20 protein-coding genes are annotated in these 25,200 nt (G+C 66.4%); 6 read left to right on the top strand and 14 right to left on the bottom strand.

Translation table 11 applies throughout. From position 1 onward, the window contains the following. Positions 1 to 84: 84 nt before the first annotated feature. From guaA to moeB, 5 genes are all read right to left on the bottom strand, one after another. Positions 85 to 1,650: a glutamine-hydrolyzing GMP synthase gene (guaA, locus tag ACYKG1_RS08985; RefSeq protein WP_014646866.1), complete on the bottom strand. Its 1,566-nt coding sequence runs from the start codon at positions 1,648 to 1,650 to the stop codon at positions 85 to 87. Positions 1,651 to 1,760: 110 nt separating this feature from the next. After that, positions 1,761 to 3,218 (bottom strand): IMP dehydrogenase, encoded by a 1,458-nt coding sequence (gene guaB, locus ACYKG1_RS08980; RefSeq protein ID WP_478472426.1) that lies wholly within the window; start codon positions 3,216 to 3,218, stop codon positions 1,761 to 1,763. Between the two features lie 504 nt (positions 3,219 to 3,722). Further along, positions 3,723 to 4,601: a bifunctional methylenetetrahydrofolate dehydrogenase/methenyltetrahydrofolate cyclohydrolase FolD gene (gene folD, locus ACYKG1_RS08975; protein WP_014036908.1), complete on the bottom strand. Its 879-nt coding sequence runs from the start codon at positions 4,599 to 4,601 to the stop codon at positions 3,723 to 3,725. A gap of 166 nt (positions 4,602 to 4,767) precedes the next feature. Next, positions 4,768 to 6,600 (bottom strand): monovalent cation:proton antiporter-2 (CPA2) family protein, encoded by a 1,833-nt coding sequence (locus ACYKG1_RS08970; RefSeq protein WP_478472424.1) that lies wholly within the window; start codon positions 6,598 to 6,600, stop codon positions 4,768 to 4,770. Positions 6,601 to 6,877: 277 nt separating this feature from the next. Then, on the bottom strand, positions 6,878 to 8,014 hold the full coding sequence (moeB, locus tag ACYKG1_RS08965; RefSeq protein WP_478472423.1) for a molybdopterin-synthase adenylyltransferase MoeB: 1,137 nt from the start codon (positions 8,012 to 8,014) through the stop codon (positions 6,878 to 6,880). 89 nt (positions 8,015 to 8,103) lie between these two features. Here moeB and ACYKG1_RS08960 point away from each other — a divergent pair, with 89 nt between their 5' ends. From ACYKG1_RS08960 to ACYKG1_RS08950, 3 genes are all read left to right on the top strand, one after another. Beyond that, positions 8,104 to 8,919: a helix-turn-helix domain-containing protein gene (locus ACYKG1_RS08960; protein ID WP_478472422.1), complete on the top strand. Its 816-nt coding sequence runs from the start codon at positions 8,104 to 8,106 to the stop codon at positions 8,917 to 8,919. A 74-nt stretch (positions 8,920 to 8,993) separates the two neighbouring features. Beyond that, entirely contained in the window at positions 8,994 to 9,629 is a 636-nt protein-coding gene (locus ACYKG1_RS08955) for a LysE family translocator (RefSeq protein WP_478472421.1), read from the top strand. Between the two features lie 94 nt (positions 9,630 to 9,723). Then, positions 9,724 to 10,506, top strand: a complete 783-nt coding sequence (locus ACYKG1_RS08950; protein ID WP_100472045.1) for a lysine transporter LysE — start codon at positions 9,724 to 9,726, stop codon at positions 10,504 to 10,506. Between the two features lie 92 nt (positions 10,507 to 10,598). On the opposite strand, the gene der is transcribed toward ACYKG1_RS08950, so the two are convergent. From der to ndk, 7 genes are all read right to left on the bottom strand, one after another. Beyond that, the gene (gene der / locus ACYKG1_RS08945; RefSeq protein WP_014646861.1) at positions 10,599 to 11,996 is read right to left on the bottom strand and encodes a ribosome biogenesis GTPase Der; all 1,398 of its coding nucleotides are present in this window, start codon (positions 11,994 to 11,996) and stop codon (positions 10,599 to 10,601) included. Between the two features lie 17 nt (positions 11,997 to 12,013). Then, a complete protein-coding gene (bamB, locus tag ACYKG1_RS08940) occupies positions 12,014 to 13,222 on the bottom strand; it encodes an outer membrane protein assembly factor BamB (RefSeq protein WP_100472043.1) in 1,209 nt (402 codons plus the stop codon). After that, complete coding sequence (locus tag ACYKG1_RS08935) at positions 13,222 to 13,860, bottom strand: YfgM family protein (RefSeq protein ID WP_100472042.1); 639 nt, start codon at positions 13,858 to 13,860, stop codon at positions 13,222 to 13,224. Before ACYKG1_RS08935 ends, bamB begins: the two co-directional genes overlap by 1 nt. 65 nt (positions 13,861 to 13,925) lie before the next feature. Further along, positions 13,926 to 14,798 carry a RodZ domain-containing protein gene (locus tag ACYKG1_RS08930; RefSeq protein ID WP_100472041.1) on the bottom strand — a complete coding sequence of 291 codons (873 nt, stop codon included), beginning with the start codon at positions 14,796 to 14,798 and terminating at the stop codon, positions 13,926 to 13,928. 18 nt (positions 14,799 to 14,816) lie between these two features. Next, positions 14,817 to 15,602 (bottom strand): type IV pilus biogenesis/stability protein PilW, encoded by a 786-nt coding sequence (gene pilW, locus ACYKG1_RS08925; RefSeq protein WP_478472419.1) that lies wholly within the window; start codon positions 15,600 to 15,602, stop codon positions 14,817 to 14,819. After that, on the bottom strand, positions 15,589 to 16,794 hold the full coding sequence (gene rlmN, locus ACYKG1_RS08920) for a dual-specificity RNA methyltransferase RlmN (RefSeq protein ID WP_005409296.1): 1,206 nt from the start codon (positions 16,792 to 16,794) through the stop codon (positions 15,589 to 15,591). Before rlmN ends, pilW begins: the two co-directional genes overlap by 14 nt. Before the next feature lie 10 nt (positions 16,795 to 16,804). Beyond that, on the bottom strand, positions 16,805 to 17,230 hold the full coding sequence (gene ndk, locus ACYKG1_RS08915) for a nucleoside-diphosphate kinase (protein ID WP_008265389.1): 426 nt from the start codon (positions 17,228 to 17,230) through the stop codon (positions 16,805 to 16,807). A 325-nt stretch (positions 17,231 to 17,555) separates the two neighbouring features. Between ndk and ACYKG1_RS08910 the strand changes: the two genes are divergently transcribed. The 3 genes from ACYKG1_RS08910 to ACYKG1_RS08900 all read left to right on the top strand — a co-directional run bounded on the left by ACYKG1_RS08910 (position 17,556) and on the right by ACYKG1_RS08900 (position 21,929). Continuing rightward, positions 17,556 to 18,209, top strand: a complete 654-nt coding sequence (locus ACYKG1_RS08910; RefSeq protein ID WP_478472417.1) for a TetR/AcrR family transcriptional regulator — start codon at positions 17,556 to 17,558, stop codon at positions 18,207 to 18,209. A gap of 39 nt (positions 18,210 to 18,248) precedes the next feature. After that, positions 18,249 to 20,621: a 3-hydroxyacyl-CoA dehydrogenase/enoyl-CoA hydratase family protein gene (locus ACYKG1_RS08905; RefSeq protein ID WP_478472415.1), complete on the top strand. Its 2,373-nt coding sequence runs from the start codon at positions 18,249 to 18,251 to the stop codon at positions 20,619 to 20,621. Between the two features lie 99 nt (positions 20,622 to 20,720). Further along, complete coding sequence (locus tag ACYKG1_RS08900; RefSeq protein ID WP_046430192.1) at positions 20,721 to 21,929, top strand: acetyl-CoA C-acyltransferase; 1,209 nt, start codon at positions 20,721 to 20,723, stop codon at positions 21,927 to 21,929. Between the two features lie 480 nt (positions 21,930 to 22,409). On the opposite strand, the gene galU is transcribed toward ACYKG1_RS08900, so the two are convergent. After that, entirely contained in the window at positions 22,410 to 23,288 is an 879-nt protein-coding gene (galU, locus tag ACYKG1_RS08895) for a UTP--glucose-1-phosphate uridylyltransferase GalU (protein WP_100472037.1), read from the bottom strand. Continuing rightward, positions 23,285 to 25,198 carry a polysaccharide biosynthesis protein gene (locus ACYKG1_RS08890; protein ID WP_100472036.1) on the bottom strand — a complete coding sequence of 638 codons (1,914 nt, stop codon included), beginning with the start codon at positions 25,196 to 25,198 and terminating at the stop codon, positions 23,285 to 23,287. The genes galU and ACYKG1_RS08890 overlap by 4 nt, the downstream gene beginning before the upstream one ends. Between the last annotated feature and the right edge of the window lie 2 nt (positions 25,199 to 25,200).

Below are 25,200 nucleotides of genomic sequence, written 5' to 3'. Positions count from 1 at the left end.
GAAAAAATACCAGTACTCCGCTTCGTCTTATGCAGCAATGGGGGATGCAAAGAGGGCGCCTCCCGGCGCCCTCATTCTCTCAACTCATTCCCACTCAATGGTCGCCGGCGGCTTCCCCGAGATGTCATAGACAACCCGCGACACCCCTCGCAACTCATTGATGATCCGGTTGCTCACAGTACCCAGGAACTCATACGGCAGATGCGCCCAATGCGCCGTCATGAAGTCAATCGTCTCCACCGCACGCAGCGCAATCACCCACTCATAAGCCCGCGCATCACCCACCACGCCCACCGACTTCACCGGCAGGAACACGGCAAACGCTTGGCTTGTCTTGTCGTACAGGTCCGCCTTGCGCAGCTCATCAATGAAGATGGCATCGGCCTTGGCCAGCAGCTCGGCGTACTCGCGCTTCACTTCGCCCAGGATACGCACGCCCAGGCCCGGGCCCGGGAACGGATGGCGGTAGACCATGGTGCGCGGCAGGCCGAGCTCGACGCCCAGGCGGCGCACTTCGTCCTTGAACAGCTCGCGCAGCGGCTCCACCAGGCCCAGCTTCATGTGCTCCGGCAGGCCGCCCACGTTGTGGTGGCTCTTGATCACATGCGCCTTGCCGGTCTTGCTGCCGGCCGACTCGATCACGTCCGGGTAGATGGTGCCCTGCGCCAGCCACTTGGCGTTGCTCAGCTTGTTCGACTCTTCGTCGAAGATCTCAACGAACAGGTTGCCGATGATCTTGCGCTTGGCTTCCGGGTCGCTCACGCCTTCCAGCGCGGCGAAATAACGGTCGGCGGCGTTCACGCGCACCACCTTCACGCCCATGTGCTCGGCAAACATCGCCATCACCTGGTCGCCTTCCTGCCAGCGCAGCAGGCCGGTGTCCACGAACACGCAGGTCAGCTTCTCGCCGATGGCCTTGTGCAGCAGCGCAGCCACCACGGACGAATCGACGCCGCCGGACAGGCCTAGGATCACTTCGTCATCGCCCACCTGTTCGCGCACGCGGGCGATCTGGTCGTCGATGATGTTGGCGGCGGTCCACAGGGTCTGGCAGCCGCACACGTCCACCACGAAGCGGCGCAGCAGCGCCTGGCCCTGCAGGGTGTGGGTCACTTCCGGGTGGAACTGCACGCCGTACCAGCGCTTTTCTTCGTTGGCCATGGCGGCCACCGGAATGCGGTCGGTGGTGGCGGTGATGGTGAAGCCCGGCGGCGCAACGGAGACGTGGTCGCCGTGGCTCATCCAGACATTCAGCTTCGGCTCGCCGCCGTGGTCGCTCAGGCCCTTGAACAGTGCATCCGGGTTGATCACGTTCACTTCGGCGTGGCCGAACTCGCGCTGGTCAGCGGCTTCGGTGGCACCGCCCAGCTGCGCGGCCAGAGTCTGCATGCCGTAGCAGATGCCGAAGATCGGCAGGCCGCTGTCGAACACTTCCTGCGGCGCGGCCGGGGCACCCGGCAGCGTGGTCGATTCCGGGCCACCGGACAGGATGATGCCCTTGGCGCCAAACGCCGCGATCTCGGCCGGGTTGTGGTCCCACGCCCAGATTTCGCAGTAGACGCCCAGCTCGCGGATGCGGCGGGCGATCAGCTGCGTGTACTGCGCGCCGAAATCGAGGATCAGGATCTTGTCGTTATGGATGTTGGTCATGGCGCCCTGGCAATGCAGTAGGGAAAACGAAACTTCGAATGCTTTTTCAACAGCAGATAGAGAAAGAGGAACGGGAATCAGCTTCCTCGTTCCTCTTTGCCCGGCCCGCGTCAGGCGCGGTAGTTCGGCGGTTCCTTGGTGATCGTCACGTCGTGGACGTGGCTCTCACGCTGGCCGGCGCCGCTGATCTTCACGAACTTGGGCTTGCTGCGCATGTCTTCGATGGTGGCGCAGCCCACGTAGCCCATGGTGGCGCGCAGGCCGCCCATCAGCTGGTGGATGATGCCGCCCACCGGGCCGCGGTACGGCACGCGGCCTTCGATGCCTTCCGGCACCAGCTTGTCGGCGCTGGCGGCGTCCTGGAAGTAGCGGTCCTTCGACCCCTTCTCCATGGCGGCCAGCGAACCCATGCCACGGTAGCTCTTGTACGAACGGCCCTGGTACAGCTCGGTCTCGCCCGGCGATTCTTCGGTACCGGCCAGCAGGCCACCGACCATGATGGTCGAGGCACCGGCGGCCAGCGCCTTGCCGATGTCGCCCGAGTAGCGGATGCCACCGTCGGCGATCAGCGGAATGCGGTCCTGCAGCGCTTCGGCCACCAGGTCAATGGCGGTGACCTGCGGCACGCCGACGCCGGCGACGACGCGGGTGGTGCAGATCGAGCCCGGGCCGATGCCGACCTTGACCGCGTCCGCGCCGCTGTCCAGCAGCGCCAGTGCGGCTTCGCCGGTGCAGATGTTGCCACCGATGACCTGCACGTTCGGGAAGTTCTTCTTGACCCAGCTGACGCGGTCCAGCACGCCCTGCGAGTGGCCGTGCGCGGTATCGACTACGATCACGTCCACGCCGGCGGCGACCAGTGCTTCCACGCGGCGATCGGTATCGCCACCCACGCCGACGGCAGCGCCGACCAGCAGGCGGGTCGACAGATCCTTGGCAGCGTTCGGGAAGTCGGTGTTCTTCTGGATGTCCTTGACGGTGATCAGGCCACGCAGTTCGAACGAATCATTGACCACCAGCACCTTTTCGATGCGGTTGCGGTGCAGCAGCTGCAGCACTTCATCAGACGCGGCGCCTTCCTTGACCGTGATCAGGCGATCCTTCTTGGTCATGATGTGGCGGACCGGATCGTCCAGCTCGGTCTCGAAGCGCATGTCGCGGTGGGTCACGATGCCGGCCAGCAGGCCGTCGCTGCCCACCACCGGCACGCCGGAGATGTTGTGCGCCTGGGTCAGGGCCAGCACGTCGCGGATGGTGGTTTCCGGGCCGACGGTGATCGGGTCGCGGATGACACCGGCCTCGAACTTCTTGACCTTGGCCACTTCCGCGGCCTGCTGTTCCAGGCTGAGATTCTTGTGGATGATGCCCATGCCGCCGAGCTGTGCCATGGCGATGGCCAGGCGGGCTTCGGTGACGGTATCCATGGCTGCGGACAGGATCGGAAGCTTGAGCTTCAGGTCGCGAGTCAACCGCGTTTCGAGGTTGACGTCCTTGGGCAGGATGGTCGAATGGGCGGGGACGAGCGAGACGTCGTCGTAAGTGAGTGCTTCAGCCTGGATGCGCAGCATCGGCATACCCGAGATGTGGGGAAGCGCGACATTTTACCCCTTTTTCGCGCCCTGTGGCAGGGGGTAGATGCGACGCAGTGTCGCGCGGGCGGCGATTGGTTCAGGGGGGGCTGCAACCTGCTCTCAGGGCCTGGAACCTGCCCTTGGTGGGTGCGGACCGTTGGTTCGCACTCTCCCTCAGACACCAGTGCCCCAGCAGGAGCCCCACCCCTCTGGCATTGTGCCGACCAACGGTCGGCACCCACCAGCAGCACATCTCGTGAGCAGACCCAAGGGCCAGATCCAGCCGCTTCAGGTGGGTGCGGACCGTTGGTCCGCACTCTCTCTCATACACCAGTGCCCCAGCAGGAGCCTCACCCCTCTGGCATTGTGCCGACCAACGGTCGGCACCCACCAGCAGCACATCTCGTGAGCAGACCCAAGGGCCAGATCCAGCCGCTTCAGGTGGGTGCGGACCGTTGGTCCGCACTATCCCTCAGACACCTGAGACCAGCCCAGGTGCGGTCAGCTCAGCGCTTCCGCCGCTTCCAACGTGTTCTGCATCAACGTGGCCACGGTCATCGGGCCGACACCACCCGGCACCGGGGTGATCCAGCTCGCCCGCTGGGCAGCCGCTTCAAACCCGACGTCACCCACCAGCCGGCCGTCATCCAACCGGTTGATACCCACATCGATCACCACCGCGCCCGGCTTCACCCATTCGCCCGGCACGATGCCGGGGCGGCCCACCGCCACCACCAGGATGTCGGCATTGCGCACGGCCTGTTCCAGCACGTCCTTGGGGGTGAACTTGTGGCAGCTGGTCACGGTGCAGCCGGCAATCAGCAGCTCCAGGCCCATTGGGCGGCCGACGTGGTTGCTCACGCCGACGATGGTGGCGTTGCGGCCGCGCACCGGCTGGTCGGTGTGGCCCAGCAGGGTGGTGATGCCGCGCGGGGTGCACGGGCGCAGGCCGAACTCGCGCAGGGCCAGGTGGCCGACGTTTTCCGGGTGGAAACCGTCCACGTCCTTGCGCGGGTCGATGCGCTGGATCAGCCGGCGCGCGTCGGGGATTCCCGGCAGCGGCAGCTGGATCAGGATGCCGTTGATCTTCGGATCGGCGTTGAGCTGGTCGATCAGGTCGAGCAGCTCGGCTTCGGTGGTGCCGGCCGGCAGGTCGTAGTCATGCGCTTCGATGCCGACCTTCTCGGCGGCACGGCGCTTGTTGCGCACGTACACGGTCGAGGCCGGGTCGCCACCGACCAGCACCACGGCCAGGCCTGGGCGGCTGCCACCGGCGGCCACGCGGGCGTCGACGCGCACCTTCAGGCTGTCGAGCAGGTCCTCGGCGATACGGCGGCCATCAAGGATGCGGGCAGGAAGCTGGGGGGCGGAATCGGTCATCGGGAGCAGGCGTGGGGCGGCGGGGACGCTATTGTCCCTGATTCAGGCCCCCTCGCCCACCGCGGAATGGGGTCGGATCCCTTTGCCGCAGGCAAAGGGCTCTGACCCCAATCTGGCAAAACGGGTCAGAGCCCTTTCCTTCGGAAAGGGATCGGACCCGCACACCTCACTCTTCTTCTTCCGGCACATCCTGCGGGTTCAGCGTCTTGCTCTCGCGCTTCGGCGCAGTGAACGGCGTCGGCGTCGGCACGCCCTGCGGGCTGTTGCCGTAGATCATCCGCGCGCCGGCATTCAGACCGCCACCAGCAATCTCCAGCTCGAAGCGCTCGGCATCGCGGCGGCGGATCTGCTCGGCAATCTCCACCGCGTCATCCTCATCCGCACCCAGTTCCACCAGCGCGGCCTGGCCGAACAGCACCGCCGATTCAAACGTCTCGCGGATCTGGAAATCGACACCGGCATGGATCAGCCGCAGCGAATGCTCGCGGTCGAACGAACGCACCATCAGCTTGGCCTGCGGGAACTCATGCGCCACCAGTTCAACGATGCGGTCGGCGGCCTCGGCCTTGTCCACGCACACCGCAATCGCACGTGCGGTGGCCGCGCCCGAGGCATGCAGCACATCCAGGCGGGTGCCATCGCCGTAATAGATCTTGAAACCGAACCGCGCCGCGCTCTGGATCATCTCCACATCGTTGTCGATGATGGTCACGTCCACGTCGCGCGCCAGCAGCGACTGGCTGGCGACCTGGCCGAAGCGGCCGAAGCCGATCAGCAGCACGCTGCCGGACAGGCCATCGGCCTCGTCCACGCCATCCATGTTCACCGTCGGCTTCGGCGCGATGCGCTTGTAGACCAGCACCACCAGCGGAGTCAGCGCCATCGACAGCACCACTACGGCGGTGAAGTTGGCATTGATCTCCAGGTCGATCACGCCGGCCGATGCGGCGGCGGAGAACAGCACGAAGGCGAACTCGCCACCCTGCGCCATCAGCACGCCACGGTCCAGCGCCTGCGCGTGGTCGCTGCCCATGATGCGCGCCACCACGTAGATGCACAGCGCCTTGGCTGCCATCAGCGCCAGCACCAGGCCGAGGATCAGCTGCCAGTTGCCAGCCACCACGCCCAGGTCCAGCGCCATGCCCACGCTGAGGAAGAACAGGCCGAGCAGGATGCCGCGGAACGGCTCGATGTCCGCTTCAATCTGGTGGCGGAAGGTCGATTCGCTCAGCAGCACGCCGGCCAGGAACGCGCCCATCGCCATCGACAGGCCGGACAGCTGCATCAGCAGCGCCGCGCCCAGCACCACCAGCAGCGCGGCGGCGGTCATCACTTCGCGCGCCTTCGATTCGGCCAGCACGCGGAACAGCGGGTTGAGCAGGAAGCGGCCAACCAGCACCAGGCCGACGATGGCACCAACACCCATCGCCACCGACAGCCAGCGCGAGCCTTCGCCGTCTGCACTGCCTGCACTCGGGCCCATCCACGCCACCAGCGCCAGCAACGGCACGATCAGCAGGTCTTCGAACAGCAGGATGGAGACGATCTTCTGCCCCGACGGCAACGCGATGTCGCCGCGCTCGGCCAACAGCTGCATCACCACCGCGGTGGAGGTCAGCACGAAGCCGGTAGCGCCGATGAAGGCCACCTGCCACGGCAACCCGAACAGCTTGGCGATGCTGGTCAGCACTACCGCACAGGTGACGATCTGCAGCGTGCCCAGTCCGAAGATTTCCTTGCGCAGGCTCCATAGGTGCGAGGGCCGCATCTCCAGGCCGATCACGAACAGGAACATCACCACGCCGAGTTCGGCGGTATGCAGGATCGCCTGCGGGTCGGAGAACCAGCCCAGCCCGAACGGTCCGATCGCCAGGCCAGCGGCGAAGTAGCCCAGCACCGAGCCCAGGCCGGCCCGGCGGAACAAGGGCACCATCACCACCGCCGCGCCCAACAGGGCCACGACCTTGACCAGCTCGCTGGTCGCTGCTTCTACCGCCATGCGGTGCTTTCCCCAAGATCCAGAATCGAGCTCAACAATAGAGCAATGCCGATGACGGCAATAGCACGCATGTTGCGCCGGATTGTCTTGGAGGTGGAACGATGCCGGGGACAGACCCCAACATCATCCCGAAACCATGTACCCGCTTCGGTAGGTGCCAACCATGCACCCGCTTCGTTGGGTGCCAACCATGCACCCGCTTCGGTAGGTGCCAACCTTGGTTGGCACAAGAGCGCCCATCAAGGTCGGCATCCACCAATGCACTCCCCGGCCGGATTCAGCCACCCCGGCAGAACGCGGCGTAATCGATATACCCCGGGAACGGCACGCCCGGCGCGCACACCGGGCAGTGCGGGTCCGGCCGGATGCCGGTCTCGCGGAAGCGCATGCCCAGCGCATCGAAGCGCAGCAGGCGCCCCACCAGCGGCTCGCCGATGCCCAGTAGCAGCTTCAGCACCTCGGTGGCCTGCAGCACGCCGGCTAGGCCGGGCAGCACCCCCAGCACACCGGCCTCAGAACAATTCGGCGCGAACTCCGGCGGCGGCGGCTCCGGGAACAGGCAGCGGTAACACGGCGCCACGCCACGCTGGCGGCCGGCGTCAAACACGCTAACCTGGCCGTCAAAGCGCTCGATGGCGGCATACACCAGTGGCTTAGCGTGCTTGATGCAGGCGTCGTTGAGCAGGTAGCGCAGCGGGAAGTTGTCCGACCCATCCAGCACCACGTCCACGCCCTCCAGCAACGCATCCACGTTCTCGGACGTGACCCGTTCCGGCACCGCCTCGACCTCGATCGACGGGTTCAGCGCCAGCAGCCGCTCGCGCGCCGAATCGACCTTGAGCTGGCCGACACTGGCTTCGGTATGCACGATCTGCCGGTGGAGGTTGCTGCGCTCCACCCGGTCGTGGTCGGCGAAGCGCAGGTGCCCTACCCCGGCGGCGGCCAGATAGAAACCAGCCGGCGCACCCAGCCCGCCCGCCCCCAGCACCAGCACGCGCGACTGCTGCAGCGTGCGCTGGCCCGCCTCACCCACCTGCGGCAGCAGCAAATGCCGCGAATAGCGATCAAAGAAGTCACGGTCGGCGGCGCTGGCCAGCGGCTGCACCAGCGGCAGCGACTGCTCGCGCCAGGCCACGGTACCGCCCGTCACGGAAGCGACGTGGGTGTAGCCGGCCTCCAGCAGGAACTGCGCGGCATCGGCCGAGCGTTTGCCGCTCTGGCAGATCAGCAGAATCTCTTGGTCGAGTCGCGGCAGATGCGCAACCGGGTCGGCCTGCAGCTCGCCCTTGGCCACGCCGCGCGCGCCCTCGGCCATGCCCCCGGCCCGTTCATGCGCCTCGCGCACATCAATCAGCATGGCGCCGTGGGCCAAGCGCTCGCGTGCCTGTGCGGGGGAAAGCTCGTGGATGCTCATGGCTGCATTATCGCGCAGACACACTCGACGCGCCTTGCCCCGAACATGGCACCATGCGGGCGTTGCCCCCTGCCTCCCGGAACCGCTGCATGCGCTCTGCCACCGAATTCTGGCGTGACCCGCGCATGCCCTTCGTCGAAAGCCGACGGGCGTGCGACAGCCGCGCCTGCCATCGCCCGCACAGCCACGACACCTTCTCGATCGGCGCCGTGGACGCTGGCAGCAGCGTGTTCACCGGCGCGGCGGAAGGACCGCGCCTGCTGCAGCCCGGCAATCTGGTCGGCGTACCCGCAGGCCGCGTGCATGCCTGCAACCCCCTGCCCGGCCAGCGCTGGAGCTACCAGATGCTGCACCTGGATGCGCGCTGGATGGCCGAAGTCCGCGCCGAGTATGACGGCCTGCCCGGACCCGATTGGCAGCAGGAACCCATCCGGATTTCCCACCATCGCCCGCGCTACCAGCAGTACTGCCAGCTCAACGAGACGCTGTTCTCCGACGATCCGGTCAGCGTCAAGGAAGCGGCCCTTATCGCGTTCGTCGGCGATCTGGATGAGCACGATGGTGTAGCCGTCGCCGGCCCGCCTGAAGATGCCGCACTACAGCAGCGGGTGCAGCCGGTGATGGACGTTCTGCGCCAGCGGCTCGAACACACTCCGGCCCTGCAGGAGCTCGCATCGCTGGCAGGCATGAGCCGCTACCAGCTGATCCGCGCCTTCCGACGTGCCACGGGCCTGACCCCACACGCCTGGCAGATCGACCAGCGCATCCAGGAGGCCCGCCGACGGCTGCGCGAAGGGCAGGCGCTGGCCGTGGTCGCGCATGCGCTGGGCTTTGCCGACCAGAGTCATTTCCAGCGGGTCTTCAAGGCCCACGCCGGTGCGACCCCGGGCCAGTACCGGCGCTGAGCCTGCAATAACGTTCAATACCACCGCGCGGCACATCCTCACACTGGCGCCCCAGCCAGCCTCCGCCGGACCCGATGGAACAGTTTCTGGTCATCGCCACCGTACATTTTCTCGCCCTGCTATCACCCGGCCCCGATTTCTTCCTCGTTGCACGCACCGCGATCACCTCTGGCTGGCGCACCGCCAGTGGCGCCTGCGCAGGCATCGCCGTCGGCAACGGCGTCTTCATCGTGGCGGCCTTCACTGGGATGGCCATGCTGCGCGCGGGCGGCGCAGAGTTCATTGCGGTGCAGTTGGCGGGCTGCGGGTTCCTGTTGTACCTCGGCACGCTGTTCCTGCGCCATGCGGGTTCGACGACGCTGCAGGCATCTGAAGCTGCCGCCGGATCGCCAGCGGGCGGTGCACATGGATGGTGGAAGGCGGCAGGGCTGGGCGCCCTGTCTGCGCTGCTGAACCCGAAGAATGCGCTGTTCTACGCAACGTTGGCGGCAATGCTCAACGGCCCGCAGGCCAGCGCCGCAACGAAATTCTTCTATGGCGCGTGGATGTTCGGCATCGTCCTGCTTTGGGATCTGCTGGTAGCCGCGCTGGTCGGCCACCCGTGGGTGCTGCGTCGGTTCGCACGCGCCCTGCCCTGGCTGGAGCGGGCCGCAGGGCTTCTGATGATCGCACTGGCGCTATGGATCGTCGTGTCGCTTTGGGCCGGCTGATGCCGGCGATTCGCGCCTGTCGCAACGGCATTCAATACCGCGCGTTCACACCCGCCCACACTCTGCACTTTCTGTAGGTCAGTGGCAGGTTTACGTGCAGCAGTTCTTCATCGTCGCGGTGCTGTACGGTTTCGCCATGCTCCTGCCTGCTTCGCATCACACGAAGATCCTGCGCACCGCGATGGGCGCGGGCGGGCACGCCGCCATGGCCGCGTCGTTCGGTATCGCCATCGGTACGGGCGTCATCTGTGCCACGGCTTTCATTGCAGCGGGCATGCTGGCAAACCGCGGCCTGTGGACGCTGGCGATGCAGTGCGCGGGCTGCCTCCTGCTGCTGCGCCTGGCGGGCATGTGCCTGCGCGACGCAGGCTTGACCCCTTTCTCTCCGCTTTCCCTGCAGATGCCTTGGGGCCTGCGCGCCCGCTCCCGTTGGCCGCACGCCGAAGCAGGATGCCTGCTGGCCCTCGCCAGCAGCAACAGTTGGATGCTGCAGTTCGCGATTGCAGCCCTGGTTACCGGCCTCGTCGCCGACTCTGGCGCCAAGGTTGCTTACGTGGCCTGCCTGAGTGGCGTCGCGCTGTCGCTCGGCCTGCTGATGGCGTGGCTCGGCAGCCAACCGCGCTGGGCACAGGGGTGTTGCCGACTCCTTCCATGGCTGGAGCATGCCGCGGGCCTGCTGATCGGGGCGGTGTCGGTGGCGTACCTGGCAGGTGCACTGGGTACGACCCTGGTCTGGGCAAGCATCACGGGGCAGGTGCAGCTGCCGGAATCGATCCCTGCCACACGCCAGGCGCAACCGGCTTCAACATCGCGGCGCGGCCGAGGCATGCCATGCGCGTTGCCGCATTGCCGCGCTCGTCGCAGCAGTTCGCCATGATCGAGATCTGTAGACGTGGGGTAGTGCCGGCCGGCCGCTGGCCGGCACTATCACAAACGAAAAAGGCGGCCCTGCGGTCGCCTTTTCCTGCATCACTTGCCCTTGACGTGCTTCATCAAGCGCCGCTTGGCCTTGACCTGCCGCTCGGTGAGGACATTCTTCTTGCCCTCGTACGGGTTGGTACCCTCGCGGAAGATGAAGCTCACCGGCGTGCCGATCAGCTTGAAGCGCTTGCGGAAGAAGTTCTCCAGGTAGCGCTTGTACGATTCCTGCAGCTCCTTCAGGCGCGTGCCGTGCACGATGAAGGTCGGCGGATTGGAACCGGCCGGGTGCACGTAGCGCAGCTTGGAGACATGGCCGCGGATGGTCGGCGGCGGGTTGGTCTCGTAGGCCACTTCCAGCGCCTTGTTCACTTCGCTGGTGGTGAAGGTCTTGTTCGCCGATTCGTGCGCGCGATGCACCGCACGGAACAGCTCGCGCAGGCCAGAGCCATGCTTGGCCGAGATGCGCACGGACTCGGCCCACGGCACGAAGCCCAGCTTCAGCGACAGCATGGTCTCGGCCTGCTCGCGCTGGTACTCGGTCAGGCCATCCCACTTGTTGATGGCGATCACCAGCGCACGGCCGGCGTCGAGCACGGCACCGAGCACGGTGGCGTCCTGGTCGGTCACGCCTTCAGTGGCGTCGAGCATCAGCACGGCCACCTGGCACTGTTCGATCGACTGCATGGTCTTGACCACCGAGAACTTCTCGACGACCTCGTCCACGCGCGAACGCCGGCGCAGGCCGGCGGTATCGATCAGGCGGTATTCGCGGCCATCACGCTCCAGGTCCACCGCGATCGAGTCGCGGGTGGTGCCCGGTACGTCGGAGGCGATCATGCGCTCCTCGCCGAGGATGCGGTTGACCAGGGTCGACTTGCCCACGTTCGGGCGGCCGACGAAGGCGATGCGGATGCGGTTCGGATCGTTGTCCAGCTCTTCGCCGCTGCCTTCTTCCGGCAGGCGCTGGATCACTTCGTCCAGCAGGTCATCCAGGCCCTGGCGATGCGCGGCCGAGACGGTCAGCATCTCGCCGAAACCGTAACGGGCGAACTCCGAACGCACGGTGTCCTCGTCGGTGCCGTCGATCTTGTTGATCAACAGCAGCGTCGGGCGCGACAGCTTGCGCAGCCAGGCCAGGATCTCGTCGTCCATCGCCGAGGTACCCTCACGGGCGTCGACCACGAACAGGATCAGGTCGGCTTCCGCCGCAGCGGCACGGGCCTGGCGGGTGGTAGCCCCTGCCAGACCCTCTTCCTCTTCCGCGATACCGCCGGTGTCGACAACCAGGAAATGATTGTCCTCGTCCAGACGGCAGACACCGTAGTTGCGGTCGCGGGTGACGCCGGGCTGGTCATGGACCAGCGCGTCACGGGTGCGCGTAAGCGCATTGAAAATAGTCGACTTGCCGACATTCGGCCGTCCAACCAGGGCGACCAAAGGCAGCATCGCGATTACTCCAATTTTTAATTTGCCAACCGGAAGGCGGTCAGCTTGCCATCAACGTTCTGCACCAGCAGCACCCCGTCTGCGACGACCGGCTGGGCCAGCAGGGCGTCGCCGCCACTTTTTGCCCGTGCCGCCATCGCACCATCGGACGCCTGCAGCCAGTGCACGTATCCCTTGTAGTCGCCGACCACCACGTAGTCGCCGTGCAGCGCCGGGCCGGTCAGCGAACGACGGGCCAGCGCGGTCTGCGACCACATCGCCGCGCCGCTGGCCTTGTCCAGGCCGAACACGCCGCCCTTGTTGTCGGTGACGAACACATTGCCCGACGACACCGCCACGCCACCGGCACCGCCATGGTCGCGCGCCCACAGCGGGCGACCGGTCGGGCCTTCGATGGCCATGGTCTGGTTCTTGAAGCTGCTCACGTAGAGGGTGTTGCCCTCCAGCACCGGAGCACCGTCGACGTCCGCCATGCGCTCCAGCTCGGTGCGGCCTTCGCCGTTGCCGAGGGTCTGTTCCCACAGGGTGCGGCCATCCTGCTGGGCCAGGGCCGCAACCGCGCCCTCGTCCTTGCCGATGAACAGCACGCCCGGACCAGTCACCACGGGCGCGTTGCCGCGCACGGTCAGCGCCGGCAGTTCGCTCGGGTTGAACCACTTCTGGGTGCCGTTGCCGGCATCGAAGCCGGTGATGCGACCGTCGTTGCTGCGCACGTAGACCATGCCCTGGGCAACGGCCGGCGCGGCAATGACTTCACCCGGGACACGGGCACGCCACTTCTCGCTGCCATCGTTGATATCCAGGGCGATGACCTGGCCATCCAGCGTGCCGATCACGACCAGGTTCTCACCGACACCCGGGCCGCCGGACAGGCGCAGCTTGGCCTTCTTCTTTTCCTTCTTCGGCTCCCAGGTCCAGACCTTCTTGCCGGTCTGCAGGTCGATGGCGTGCACGCCACCGGTGATCGCCGCGGCGAACACGTGGCCGTTGGCCACTGCCGGACCCTGGCGCACGCCGATGCGGCGCTCGCCCTTGCCGAGGTTGACCGACCAGGCCTTGCTGACCTTCAGGGTGGGCTCGAACTTGACCAGCTCAGCCGGTTCCTGTGCTTTCTTCGCGGCCGCGTCCTTGCCGGCGAACCAGCCCTTCATGGTGCTGCAGCCGGTCAGGGCCATGCCCATCAGGAGCACGGTGGCGACGCGGGTGATCATGACCTTCTGACTCATCAAACCGACTCCGCAGGGGCGGCGACGGTGCCGCCGGCGTCCATAACCTTGGTTTCCAGCAGGCGCCGCTGCGGCGCTGCCACATCCAGCGTCTTCAGCGCCTTCTCGTACTGTGCGCGGGCGTCGTCACGCTTGCCCTGCGCCATCAGCGCATCACCATGGATTTCCAGGCTGCTGCTGTCGGTGGCGCTGCCCAGCAGCTTGATCGCCTCGTCGCTCTTGCCGGTGGCCACCAGCAGGCGGGCCACACGCTGGTCGACCACGCGCTGCAGGTCGCCTTCGACCTTCACATTGCGCAGGGTAGCCAGTGCCTCTTCGTTCTTGCCGGCGTCGACCTGGGCCTTGGCCAGCTGCAGCGCCGCGAGGTCGCCGTAGATGCTGGACGGGCCGGCTTCGAGCGCCTTGACCGCCTTGGCGGCGTCGTCAAGCTTGTTCTGCTGCAGGCCCTGCAGGGCCTTCTGGTACTCGACATTGGCCGCAGCCATCTTGCCGCCCTGATCCTTCTGGTACCACTGCCAGCCGGCAATGGCACCGATGGCGATGACTACGCCACCGAGGATGCTGGCGCCATTCTTCCGCAGCCAGCTGCGGACGCGTTCACTTTGTTCGTGCTCGTCGAGCAGATCGTCGATCGCCATGCGTACTCTCGCCCCGCCCATCGGGAGGGACCATTGGGTTTAATCGAAGGTGGTGAAACCGCGCCTCAGTGCGAAACCGGGACTACGGAGCCTTCAGAGGATACCTGAAAGCGTGCCACGTTGGCTCGCTGGTAGGGGGTCAGATCGACGATAGCGCCGTTCTGCTGAACCTGGACCGCCGAGGCGTTGCCCAAGGTCACCCGGGTCACCTGGCCCGGCGTGAAGCTGCGGGTCTCGCCGGACTTGATCAGCGCCTTCTCGACGGTGCTGCCGTCCGGGCCGCCGATGTCGACCCAGCTGTCGCCGCTGAACTGCATTTCCAGCGCATTGCCGGAAGCCGCCGGGGCCGGCGCCGGGCGCGGCACGGGGGCCAGCGAGGCCACGTACGGGGTAGCCGCCGGCTTGTTGGCCGGGGCAGTGGTCGCTTCTGCCGGCGCGACAGCCTCGGCCCCGGCCGCGGACGGGGCGACCGGCACGGCGGCCGGGATCACGTCCAACGAGGCGGTGCTCGGCGACGGGGTCGCGCTGTCGTCGAAATGGCCACGGGTGGCGAACCACACCGGCACCGCCAGCACTGCAGTGATGCCGACGTACAGCGCGCGCCGGCCGAGGTTCTCGGCGATGCGGCGCGCACGCGGGGTATGGGTATGGCTGACCAGGGTGGGCGGAACCACCGGGCCGACCTGGGCCTGTTCCAGCAGCTGGCCCACGTCCACGTCCAGCAGGCGCGCGTAGCTGCGCAGCTGGCCGCGCACGAATACCGGCGCCCCCAGCTTCTGCCATTGTTCCTCTTCCAGCGACTTGACCACCTGGACCGGCATGCGCAGGCGCGAGCCGACATCTTCGAGGGTCAGTCCGGCCGCTTCACGGGCCTGGCGCAGGCGGGTGCCGCAGCCGGCCGCAGTCTCGAGAGCGCTCACAGTCTGGTCATCAATCACAATGCATCAACCCTGGAGTTAGGAGCCCGCTTCCTGCGGAAATTCCTGTCGAATCCGCTGCAGATAGCGATCAGATGCCGCCCGATCGCCCAGCCTCGCTTCGATTTGAGACGCAAGTTGTAACACGGAACGCGTTGCGGGTGCAGCCGCAATCCTACGTTCGGCGAAGGCCCGGGCCTCCATGTAGCGGCCCTGGCGGAAGCTCAGCTGGGCCATCGTCTCCAGCGCGACCGGGTTGGCCGGCGCCGCGACGAGGGCCGCACGCAGGTCGCGTTCGGCACGCTCAAGCTGGCCCGCGTCCAGTGCGCAGCTGCCGGCATTGGCCTGCGCCTCGCCCGGGGTGGCATAGCCCGGCGCCTGCAGCGCCCGATCGAACCAGACCAGTGATTCGGTCGCCTGGCCCTGCTGGCACAGCCAGGCACCGTAGTTGTTGAGCACGTCTCCGCGCTGCGGCGCCAGCTCGGCGGCCTTGCGGAAGTTCTCTCCCGCCTGGCGGGTGCGGCCACGGCGGTCGTCGATGCCAGCCTGCAGCACCAGCGCATCGGGGGCCTCGGGCGCCAGCTTCAGCGCTTCGCGTACCTTGCGCTCGGCGGCGTCGAGATTGCCGACCTGCATGTCGCGGGTCGCCAGGGTCAACAGGTCGCGCCAGCGCACTTCGCGCCGCACGCTTTCCGGGTCACCCACCGAATAGACCGGCGCCTGGCTCGGGCCGAGCTTGGCCTTGGGATGGGATTTGCAGCCGCCGACCGCAACGGCCAGCACGCCTGCGAACAGAACCAGCCAGAGGCGGTCAGGCCGCGGCATCGCTCCCCTTCCCCGCCTGCAGCGTCTTGTTGAACTCCGCCTGGCGGCGGGTGCGGTCCATCACCTGGCCCTTGAGCTGGCCACAGGCGGCGTCGATGTCGTCGCCACGGGTGCGGCGGACCATCGTCAGCACGTTGCTGTCGAGCAGGATCTTCTGGAAGGCGCGGATGTGTGCTTCTTCCGAACGCTCGTAGCGGGTGCCCGGGAACGGGTTGAACGGAATCAGGTTGACCTTGCCCGAATCCTTGGCCTGCACCGCGTTGTCGAACTGGCGCATCAGGCGGGCCAATTCGCGGGCATGCTCGGGCTTGTCGTTGATGCCCTTCATCAGGGTGTATTCGAAGGTGACCGACTCGCGGCGCTTGTTGGCGCGCAGGTAGCGCGCGCACGAAGCCATCAGCTCGGCGATCGGGTACTTCTTGTTGAGCGGCACCAGGGTCTCGCGCAGCGCGTCGTTCGGCGCATGCAGCGACACTGCCAGCGACACGTCGCTTTCGGCGGACAGGCGGTCGATCTGCGGCACCAGGCCGGAGGTCGACAGGGTCACGCGCTTGTTGGCCAGGCCGTAGCCCAGGTCGTCGCGCATCACGCTCATGGCGCGCACGACGTTGTCGAAATTCATCAGCGGCTCGCCCATGCCCATCATCACCACGTTGGTGAGGCGGCGCATCTGGTGCGGCACGTTGCCCAGGTGGCGTGCGGCAACCCACACCTGGCCGATGATCTCGGCGGTGGTCAGGTTGCGGTTGAAGCCCTGGGTGGCGGTAGAGCAGAACGTGCAGTTCAGGCCGCAGCCGACCTGCGAGGACACGCACAGCGTGCCGCGGGTCTTGTCGGGGATGTACACGGTCTCGATGGCGTTCTTGCCATCCACGCCCATCGCCAGCAGCCACTTGTGGGTGCCGTCGGCGGAGGGCTTGTCGAACACGATGTTCGGAACCAGCACCTCGGCATGGGCCTGCAGCTTGGCGCGCAGGACCTTGCCGAGGTCGGTCATTTCATCGAAGTCGGTGACGTAGCGATGGTGGATCCACTTCATCACCTGGTGGGCACGGAACTTCTTCTCGCCGAGAACCTCGACGAAAAACTTCTCCAGGCCCGCGCGATCGAGGTCGAGCAGGTTCTGCTTGCCAGCCGTGGGTGCCGACTTCGGCAGCGGCTGGATGGCGGGGGACTGTACGACCTCGTTCACGGCATTACTCTCAGCGCGAAACGACTTCGGTAGCGGCGAAGAAGTAGGCGATTTCAATCGCGGCATTCTCGACCGAGTCCGAGCCGTGGGCGGCGTTGGCATCGATGGATTCGGCGAAGTCGGCGCGGATGGTGCCCGCAGCGGCTTCCTTCGGGTTGGTGGCGCCCAGCAGGTCGCGGTGGGCCAGGACGGCGTTCTCGCCTTCCAGGGCCTGGATCATCACCGGGCCGGAGATCATGAACTCGACCAGCGCGTTGAAGAACGGACGCTCGCGGTGCACGGCGTAGAAGCCTTCGGCTTCACGGCGCGACAGCTGCTTGTACTTGGCGGCCACGACCTTCAGGCCGGCCTTCTCGAAGCGGGCGTAGATTTCGCCGATGACGTTCTTGGCAACGGCGTCCGGCTTGATGATCGAAAGGGTGCGCTCCAGCGCCATGGGATGTCTCCAATGGAATCGGGCCGCGGATGGCCCGAAGGGTAACATGAAAAAAACCCGCGTCGGGACGCGGGCTTAGCCTGATAAACGTAGGCGAATTGTAAAAGATAAAGCGGCAGGGTGGTAGTGCCGGCCGCTGGCCGGCAGGCTGGCGTCCTATAGGCTGCCCGCCGTTGCCGGCCAGCGGCCGGCACTGCCCTTTGCGCCCATTCACCCACCTGAGCGGGTTCTGACCGCTCCGGGCATTTTTGCTGCACTGCAAAATGCCATACGCCACCGTCTGGTCCTAGTATCAAACAATCGTTTGATTAAGGTCCGCCCGCCGATGGCTAAACCCGCCCACTTCTCGACCAAGGACCGCATCCTCGGCGCGGCTGAGGAGCTGTTCGCACAGCACGGCTTCGCCGGCACTTCGCTGCGCCAGGTGACCAGCCAGGCCGACGTCAACATTGCTGCGGTCAACTACCACTTCGGCTCCAAGGAAAACCTGGTCAACGAGGTGTTCCGCCGCCGCATGGACGAGATGACCGGCGCCCGCCTGTCCCAGCTCGAACGCGCCCGCAGCGACCACCCCGGGCAGCTCCGCCCGGTGCTGGCCGCCTTCGTCGAGCCGGCGCTGGCACTGGCCCAGGACCGCCAGAACGGCGGCGCCTTCGTGCGCGTGATCGCCCGCGCCTACGCCGAGAAGAACGACAACCTGCGCAAGTTCCTGTCCGACCACTACGGCCACGTGCTGCGTGCGTTCGGCAAGGCCATCGGCGAGTGCGTGCCCGGCCTGAGCAAGGAAGAGCTGTACTGGCGCCTGGACTTCCTCGCCGGCTCGCTCACCTATGCCATGGCCGACTTCGGGCTGATCAAGCGTCCCGCCGGTGTCACCGAAGCGGCGCATCGTGCCCATGCCGCCCACGAACTGATCCATTTCGCCGAAGCCGGGTTCCGCGCCGCCGCTCGCGCCAGCGCCCTGCCCGCTTCCCTTTGATTCCACCCAGTAACTGCTGACCAACAAAGGCCCTACACCATGTCCAATTCCCTGCTAGTCCGCCGCGCCGCCGTGCTGGGTGCCGGCGTCATGGGTGCCCAGATCGCTGCCCACCTCACCAACGCTGGCGTCGACACCGTGCTGTTCGACCTGCCCGCCAAGGAAGGCCCGGCCGACGGCATCGTGCTGAAGGCGATCGCCAACCTGGGCAAGCTGAGCCCGGCACCGCTGGCCAGCAAGTCGCTGGCCGAAGCCATCACCCCGGCCAACTACGAGTCCGGCCTGGAGCAGCTGAAGGACTGCGACCTGATCATCGAGGCCATCGCCGAGCGCATGGACTGGAAGCAGGACCTGTACAAGAAGATCGCGCCGTTCGTGGCCGACCACGCGGTGCTCGCTTCCAACACCTCGGGCCTGGGCATCAACAAGCTGGCCGACGTGCTGCCCGAGCAGCTGCGCCACCGCTTCTGCGGCGTGCACTTCTTCAACCCGCCGCGCTACATGCACCTGGCCGAGCTGATCCCGGCCACCACCACCGACGCCGCCGTGCTGGAAGGCCTGGAAGCATTCCTGGTCACCACCCTGGGCAAGGGCGTGGTGTATGCCAAGGACACCCCGAACTTCATCGGCAACCGCATCGGCGTGTTCTCGATTCTGTCCACCATCCACCACACCCAGCAGTTCGGTCTGGGCTTCGATGAAGTGGACGGCCTGACCGGCCCGCTGGTCGGCCGCCCGAAGTCGGCCACCTACCGCACCTCCGACGTGGTCGGCCTGGACACCATGGCCCACGTCGTCAAGACCATGGGCGACACCCTGCCGGACGACCCGTGGCATGAGTTCTTCAAGTCGCCGAAGTGGCTGGATGCGCTGATCGCCAAGGGCGCGCTGGGCCAGAAGACCGGTGCCGGCATTTTCCGCAAGGTCGGCAAGGACATCGTCGTGCTGGACCTGGAGAAGCAGGACTACCGCCCGGCTGACCGCGCCGCTGCACCGGAAGTGGTCGAGATCCTGAAGATCAAGAACCCGGCCGAGAAGTTCGCCAAGCTGCGCGAGAGCCAGCACCCGCAGGCGCAGTTCCTGTGGGCGACCTTCCGCGACCTGTTCCACTACAGCGCCTACCACCTGGCCGACATCGCCGAGACCGCGCGCGACGTCGACCTGGCCATCCGTTGGGGCTACGGCTGGTCGTTGGGCCCGTTCGAAACCTGGCAGGCCGCCGGCTGGAAGCAGGTCGCGCAGTGGATTGCCGATGACATCGTCGCCGGCAAGAGCATGAGCAACGCCCCGCTGCCGGACTGGGTGTTCGATGGCCGCGATGGCGTGCACGCCGCCGAGGGCAGCTACAGCCCGTCGCGCAACGCCAAGCTGCCGCGCTCGTCGCTGCCGGTGTACCAGCGCCAGCGTTTCCCGGATCCGCTGCTGGGCGAAAAGTTCGCGCCGGGTGAGACCGTGTTCGAGAACGACGGCCTGCGCATGTGGCACGACGGTGATGGCATCGCGGTGGTCAGCTTCAAGACCAAGATGAACACCGTGTCCGACCAGGTGCTGGACGGCCTGCAGGAATGCGTCAGCCGCGCCGAGAAGGACTTCCAGGGCCTGGTGATCTGGCAGCAGAAGGAACCCTTCTCCGCCGGTGCCGACCTGGCCGGCGCGCTCGGTCTGCTGCAGGCCGGCAAGGTCGACCAGTTCGAAGAGATGGTGGCCAACTTCCAGCGCACCAGCCAGCGCATCAAGTACTCGCTGGTCCCGGTGGTTGCGGCCGTGCGCGGCCTGGCCCTGGGTGGCGGCTGCGAGTTCCAGATGCACAGCGCCAAGACCGTGGCCTTCCTGGAAAGCTATATCGGCCTGGTCGAGGCCGGTGTCGGCCTGCTGCCGGCCGGCGGCGGCCTGAAGGAACTGGCCGTGCGCGCCTCGCAGGCCGCGGGCCCAGGCGGCGACGTGTTCGCCGAACTGAAGAAGACCTTCGAAACCGTGGCAATGGCCAAGGTCTCCAACTCCGCGGTCAACGCCAAGGAACTGGGCCTGCTGCGCAGCACCGACAAGGTGGTGTTCAACAGCTACGAGGCCCTGCACATCGCCAAGGCCGAAGCGCGTGCCCTGGCCGAGGCGGGCTATCGTCCGCCGCTGCCGGCACGCCGCATCCAGGTCGCCGGTGACGTGGGTATCGCCACCTTCAAGATGATGCTGGTCAACATGCTGGAAGGCCGTTTCATCAGCCCGTACGACTACGAGATCGCCGAGCGCATCGCCACCGTCCTGTGTGGCGGCAAGGTCGACCGCGGCACCCTGGTCGACGAAGAGTGGCTGCTGACCCTGGAGCGCAAGCACTTCGTCGAACTGGCCCAGCAGGAAAAGACCCAGGCCCGCATCGCGCACATGCTGAAGACCGGCAAGCCGCTGCGTAACTGATTGATGGCGGGTGCCGACCTCTGGCCGGCACTTCTCTGCTTCTGGTGGGTGCCGACCGTCGGTCGGCACTCCAGCTAAAAAATTCGAGAGATCACTGCAATGACCAAGCAAATCCAGGACGCCTACATCGTCGCCGCCACCCGTACCCCGGTTGGCAAGGCGCCCAAGGGCATGTTCCGCAACACCCGCCCCGACGACATGCTTGCGCACGTATTGCGCAGTGTCGTCGCCCAGGCCCCGGGCGTGGACGTCAACCGCATCGATGACGCCATCATCGGCTGCGCCATGCCGGAAGCCGAGCAAGGCATGAATGTGGCTCGCATCGGCGTGCTGCTGGCCGGCCTGCCAAACACCATCGCGGCGCAAACCGTGAACCGTTTCTGCTCCTCCGGCCTGCAGGCCGTGGCACAGGCCGCCGATGCGATCCGCCTGGGCAACGCCGACCTGATGCTGGCCGGCGGCACCGAGTCGATGTCGATGGTGCCGATGATGGGCAACAAGATCGCCATGGCGCCGAGCGTGTTCGACAACGACCACGTTGCCATCGCCTACGGCATGGGCATCACTGCCGAGAAGGTCGCCGAAGAGTGGAAGGTCTCGCGCGAAGACCAGGACGCCTTCGCCCTGGCCTCGCACCAGAAGGCCATGGCCGCGATCCAGAACGGCGAATTCAAGGACGAGATCAGCCCCTATGAGATCGTCTCGCACCTGCCGGACCTGGCCGATGGCCAGCGCATCATCACCCGCAACAAGATCGCCGACACCGACGAAGGCCCGCGCCCGGATTCCTCGGCCGAAGGCCTGGCCAAGCTGCGCCCGGTGTTCCGCAACGGCCAGTTCGGCGGCACCGTCACCGCCGGCAACTCGTCGCAGATGAGCGACGGCGCCGGCGCGGTACTGCTGGCCTCGGAGCAGGCGATCAAGGACTACGGCCTGACCCCGCTGGCCCGCTTCGTCAGCTTCTCGGTGGCCGGCGTGCGCCCGGAAGTGATGGGCATCGGCCCGATCGCCGCGATCCCGAAGGCACTGAAGCAGGCCGGCCTGACCCAGGACCAGCTGGACTGGATCGAGCTCAACGAAGCGTTCGCCGCGCAGTCGCTGGCGGTGATCCGCGATTGCGGCCTTGATCCGGACAAGGTCAACCCGCTGGGCGGCGCGATCGCCCTGGGCCACCCGCTGGGTGCGACCGGCGCGATCCGTACCGCGACCCTGCTGCACGGCCTGCGTCGTCGCCAGCAGAAGTACGGCATGGTGACGATGTGCATCGGCACCGGCATGGGCGCGGCGGGTATTTTCGAGGCGCTGTAAGGTTCAAGGCGTGCCGGCGGACGTTTCGGTTCGCTGTGGGGCCCGGGTGGGTGAGGCTGCCCGGGACACGCCGTGAACCCGTCCCTGGGGGCTTGGCAGCGGCATCCATGCCGCTGACAGTCCCGGCCAGCCTCACTCACCCGCGCCATTCATCATTCCGCGCGGCGGAGGGGTGAGCAAAGGCAGGGGTAAAGGCTGGGGTCAGAGCCCTTTGCGGCGCAAAGGGATCTGACCCCAACAAGCAAAAAAGGCAGCCTATGGCTGCCTTTTTTGCTTTTGCTCTTGCCCTTGATTCCGCCCTTCCCGTCCGCGCCCGCAGGAAACCTGACAGGCGGGACGGGTGGGCCTTTGCAGGACCGTTGGCGCCATGGATGGCGCCATCGAGCCCCCATGGACGGGTTTACGGCGTGTCCTGCAAAGGCCCACCCGTCCCGCCCATCACGTATCAATCAAGGCGCTGCACGGAGCGCTCGATAAACCTTATTCCGCCAGCATCGCCGCCAGCTTCTCCCGCGCCGGGCCAGCCAGCTTCGGGTTGTCCAACGCGAAGCGGATCGTCGCCTCGACCAGCCCCAGGTGCGTGCCGCAGTCGAAACGCGTGCCCTCGAAGCGATAGGCATCGACCTCTTCGGTCTTCAGCAGCGCCGCGATCGCATCGGTCAGCTGGATCTCGCCACCGGCACCCGTGCCGGTCGCCTCCAGCAGTTCGAAGATCTTCGGGCTCAGCACATAGCGGCCGACCACGGCCAGGTCGCTCGGCGCGTCCTCCGGCTTCGGCTTCTCCACGATCTGCGAAATGCGACCCTTGCGGCCGTCGAACGCATCAGTGGCAACGATGCCGTAGCTGGCAGTCTTGTCATGCGGCACGTCTTCAACGGCGATCACGCTTGCACCACTGGCCTCATTGAGGTCGGCCATCTGCTTCAGCGCACCGGCACCCCGGTTCCAGATCAGGTCGTCGGGCAGCAGCACGGCGAAGGGCTCGTCGCCGATCACCGCCTTGGCACACAGCACGGCATGCCCCAGGCCCAGCGCCTCGGCCTGGGTCACGAAGATCGCGCGCACGCCGTTGGGCAGCACGTGGCGGATCAGCTCCAGCTGCTCCTGCTTGCCAGCGCGCTCGAGCTTCTGCTCCAGCTCGTAGGCCTTGTCGAAATAGTCAGCGACCGCGTGCTTGTAGCGGTTGGTGATGAACACCAGCGTATCGCAGCCGGCTTCAATCGCCTCATCCACGGCGTACTGGATCAGCGGCCGATCAATGATCGGGAGCATCTCCTTCGGCACAGTCTTGGTTGCTGGCAAGAAACGTGTCCCCAGCCCTGCCACCGGGAAAACTGCTTTGCGGATTCGCTTGCTCATTGGTGCCTGTTGGCCTCACGTGCCGGAAAAGGCACGACTTTAGCGGATGAAATGTAAGCATCCTGTTCGATTGGCGAGAATTCCGGCATCGTCGCAAACAGGATTTCCTGGATACTGGCAGTGTCGTAGCTGGCAATCGCCTCACGCAGGCGCGGGACGTTGCCCAGCACCAGATCCCGCGAGAATGCACGCACGCCGGCCTCGAGAATCTTCGGGTGTGCGGTGGAGCGGTAGTCTTCGTCCGAATAGAACAACGTCTCGTGCAGCTTCTCGCCCGGACGCAAGCCGGTATAGATGATCTGGATGTCCTTGTACGGTTGCTTGCCGGTCAGGCGGATCATCTGTTCGGCCAGCACGCGGATCGGCACCGGCTCGCCCATGTCGAGGGTGTAGATCGCGCCATGCGAGGCCGAGGCGGCCGCCTGCAGGATCAGCTGGCAGGCCTCGGGGATGGTCATGAAGTAGCGGCTGACTTCCGGATCGGTGACAGTCACCGGGCCACCGCGCAGGATCTGCTCGCGGAACAGCGGCACCACGCTGCCGGCCGACGCCAGCACGTTGCCGAAGCGCACCGTGACGAAACGGGTGTGCGTGGACTTCTGGTCCAGGCTCTGGCAGATCATCTCGGCGTAGCGCTTGCTTGCACCCAGCGCATTGACCGGATCGACCGCCTTGTCGGTGGAGATGAACACGAAGTGCTCCACGCGGGCCTCCAGGCAGGCGCGGGCCACGTTCTCGGTCGCCAGGATGTTGTTGCGCACCGCCTCGCGCAGCTGGCGCTCCAGCACCGGCACATGCTTGTAGGCCGCAGCATGGAAAGCGGTATCGACCGGGTGCAGCGACAGCGCGTAGCGAATCACCGCCGGATCGCCACAATCGCCCAGCACTGCCTCGATCTCGACATCGGGGAAGCTGCGACGGAGCTCGCCTTCGATGGTCAGCAACAGCAGTTCACTGATTTCCAGCAGGATGATGCGGCCGGCACCATGGCGCGCGCACTGGCGACAGAGCTCCGAGCCGATCGAACCACCGGCGCCGGTGACCATCACGGTGCGCCCGCCCAACCAGCCGCGGATCAGGTTCCAGTCCGGCATGATCGGCTTGCGGCCCAGCAGGTCCTCGATCGCCACTTCCTTCAGCTGGCCCGGCAGCGACTGGCCCTGCAGGATGTCACTGAGCTTGGGCACGGTACGGAACGGCACGCCGGTGCTTTCGCAGATCGCGACGACGCGCTGCATGCCCGCAGCATCCAGCGACGGCATGGCAATGACCAGCAGCTTGGCAGCAGTCTCGCGGACCACCGTCGGTGCGTCATCCAGGGTGCCGAGGATCGGCAGGCCCTGCAGCTTGGCACCACGCAGGTGGGGTGCATCGTCGAGCAGGCCGACCGGCTCGAAGTTGCCGGAACGGCGCAGGTCGCGGACCAGCGTTTCGGCGGCCTGGCCGGCGCCGAGGATCAGCACGCGGCGGGCGCTGGAATCGGACTGCAGTGCCTGGTAGTCCTTCCAGGCCCGGTACAGAAGGCGCGGCGCACCCAGCAGCGCCGACAGCGCGAACGGATAGATCACCAGCACCGACATCGGCACGCCGTCGAAGCGCTTCCACATCAGCACCAGGACGATGGCCACCATTCCGATGAAGCTGGCCTTGAAGATGTTCAGCAGGTCGCTGACGCTGGCGAACCGCCACAGGCCGCGGTACAGGCCCACGCGCCAGAACACCAGGCCCTGCAGCAGCAGGACCAGGGTGGTATCGACGTTCCACAGAGGTAGCGCCGGGGCGTTGGGCAGGATCGAGTAACGCCCTGCATGGAGCAACTGCCAGCATGCCCAGACCATGAAGAGGTCGTGGCAGACGATGGCCGAACGCGGCATCAGGCCGAGGATTCTGTCCCGCCAGGGTGAAGCCATAA

Source organism: Stenotrophomonas sp. 85239_Sma (assembly GCF_056481725.1).
Note: the sequence above shows the minus strand (reverse complement) of the source record. Positions and strands in the feature narration are given on the sequence as shown.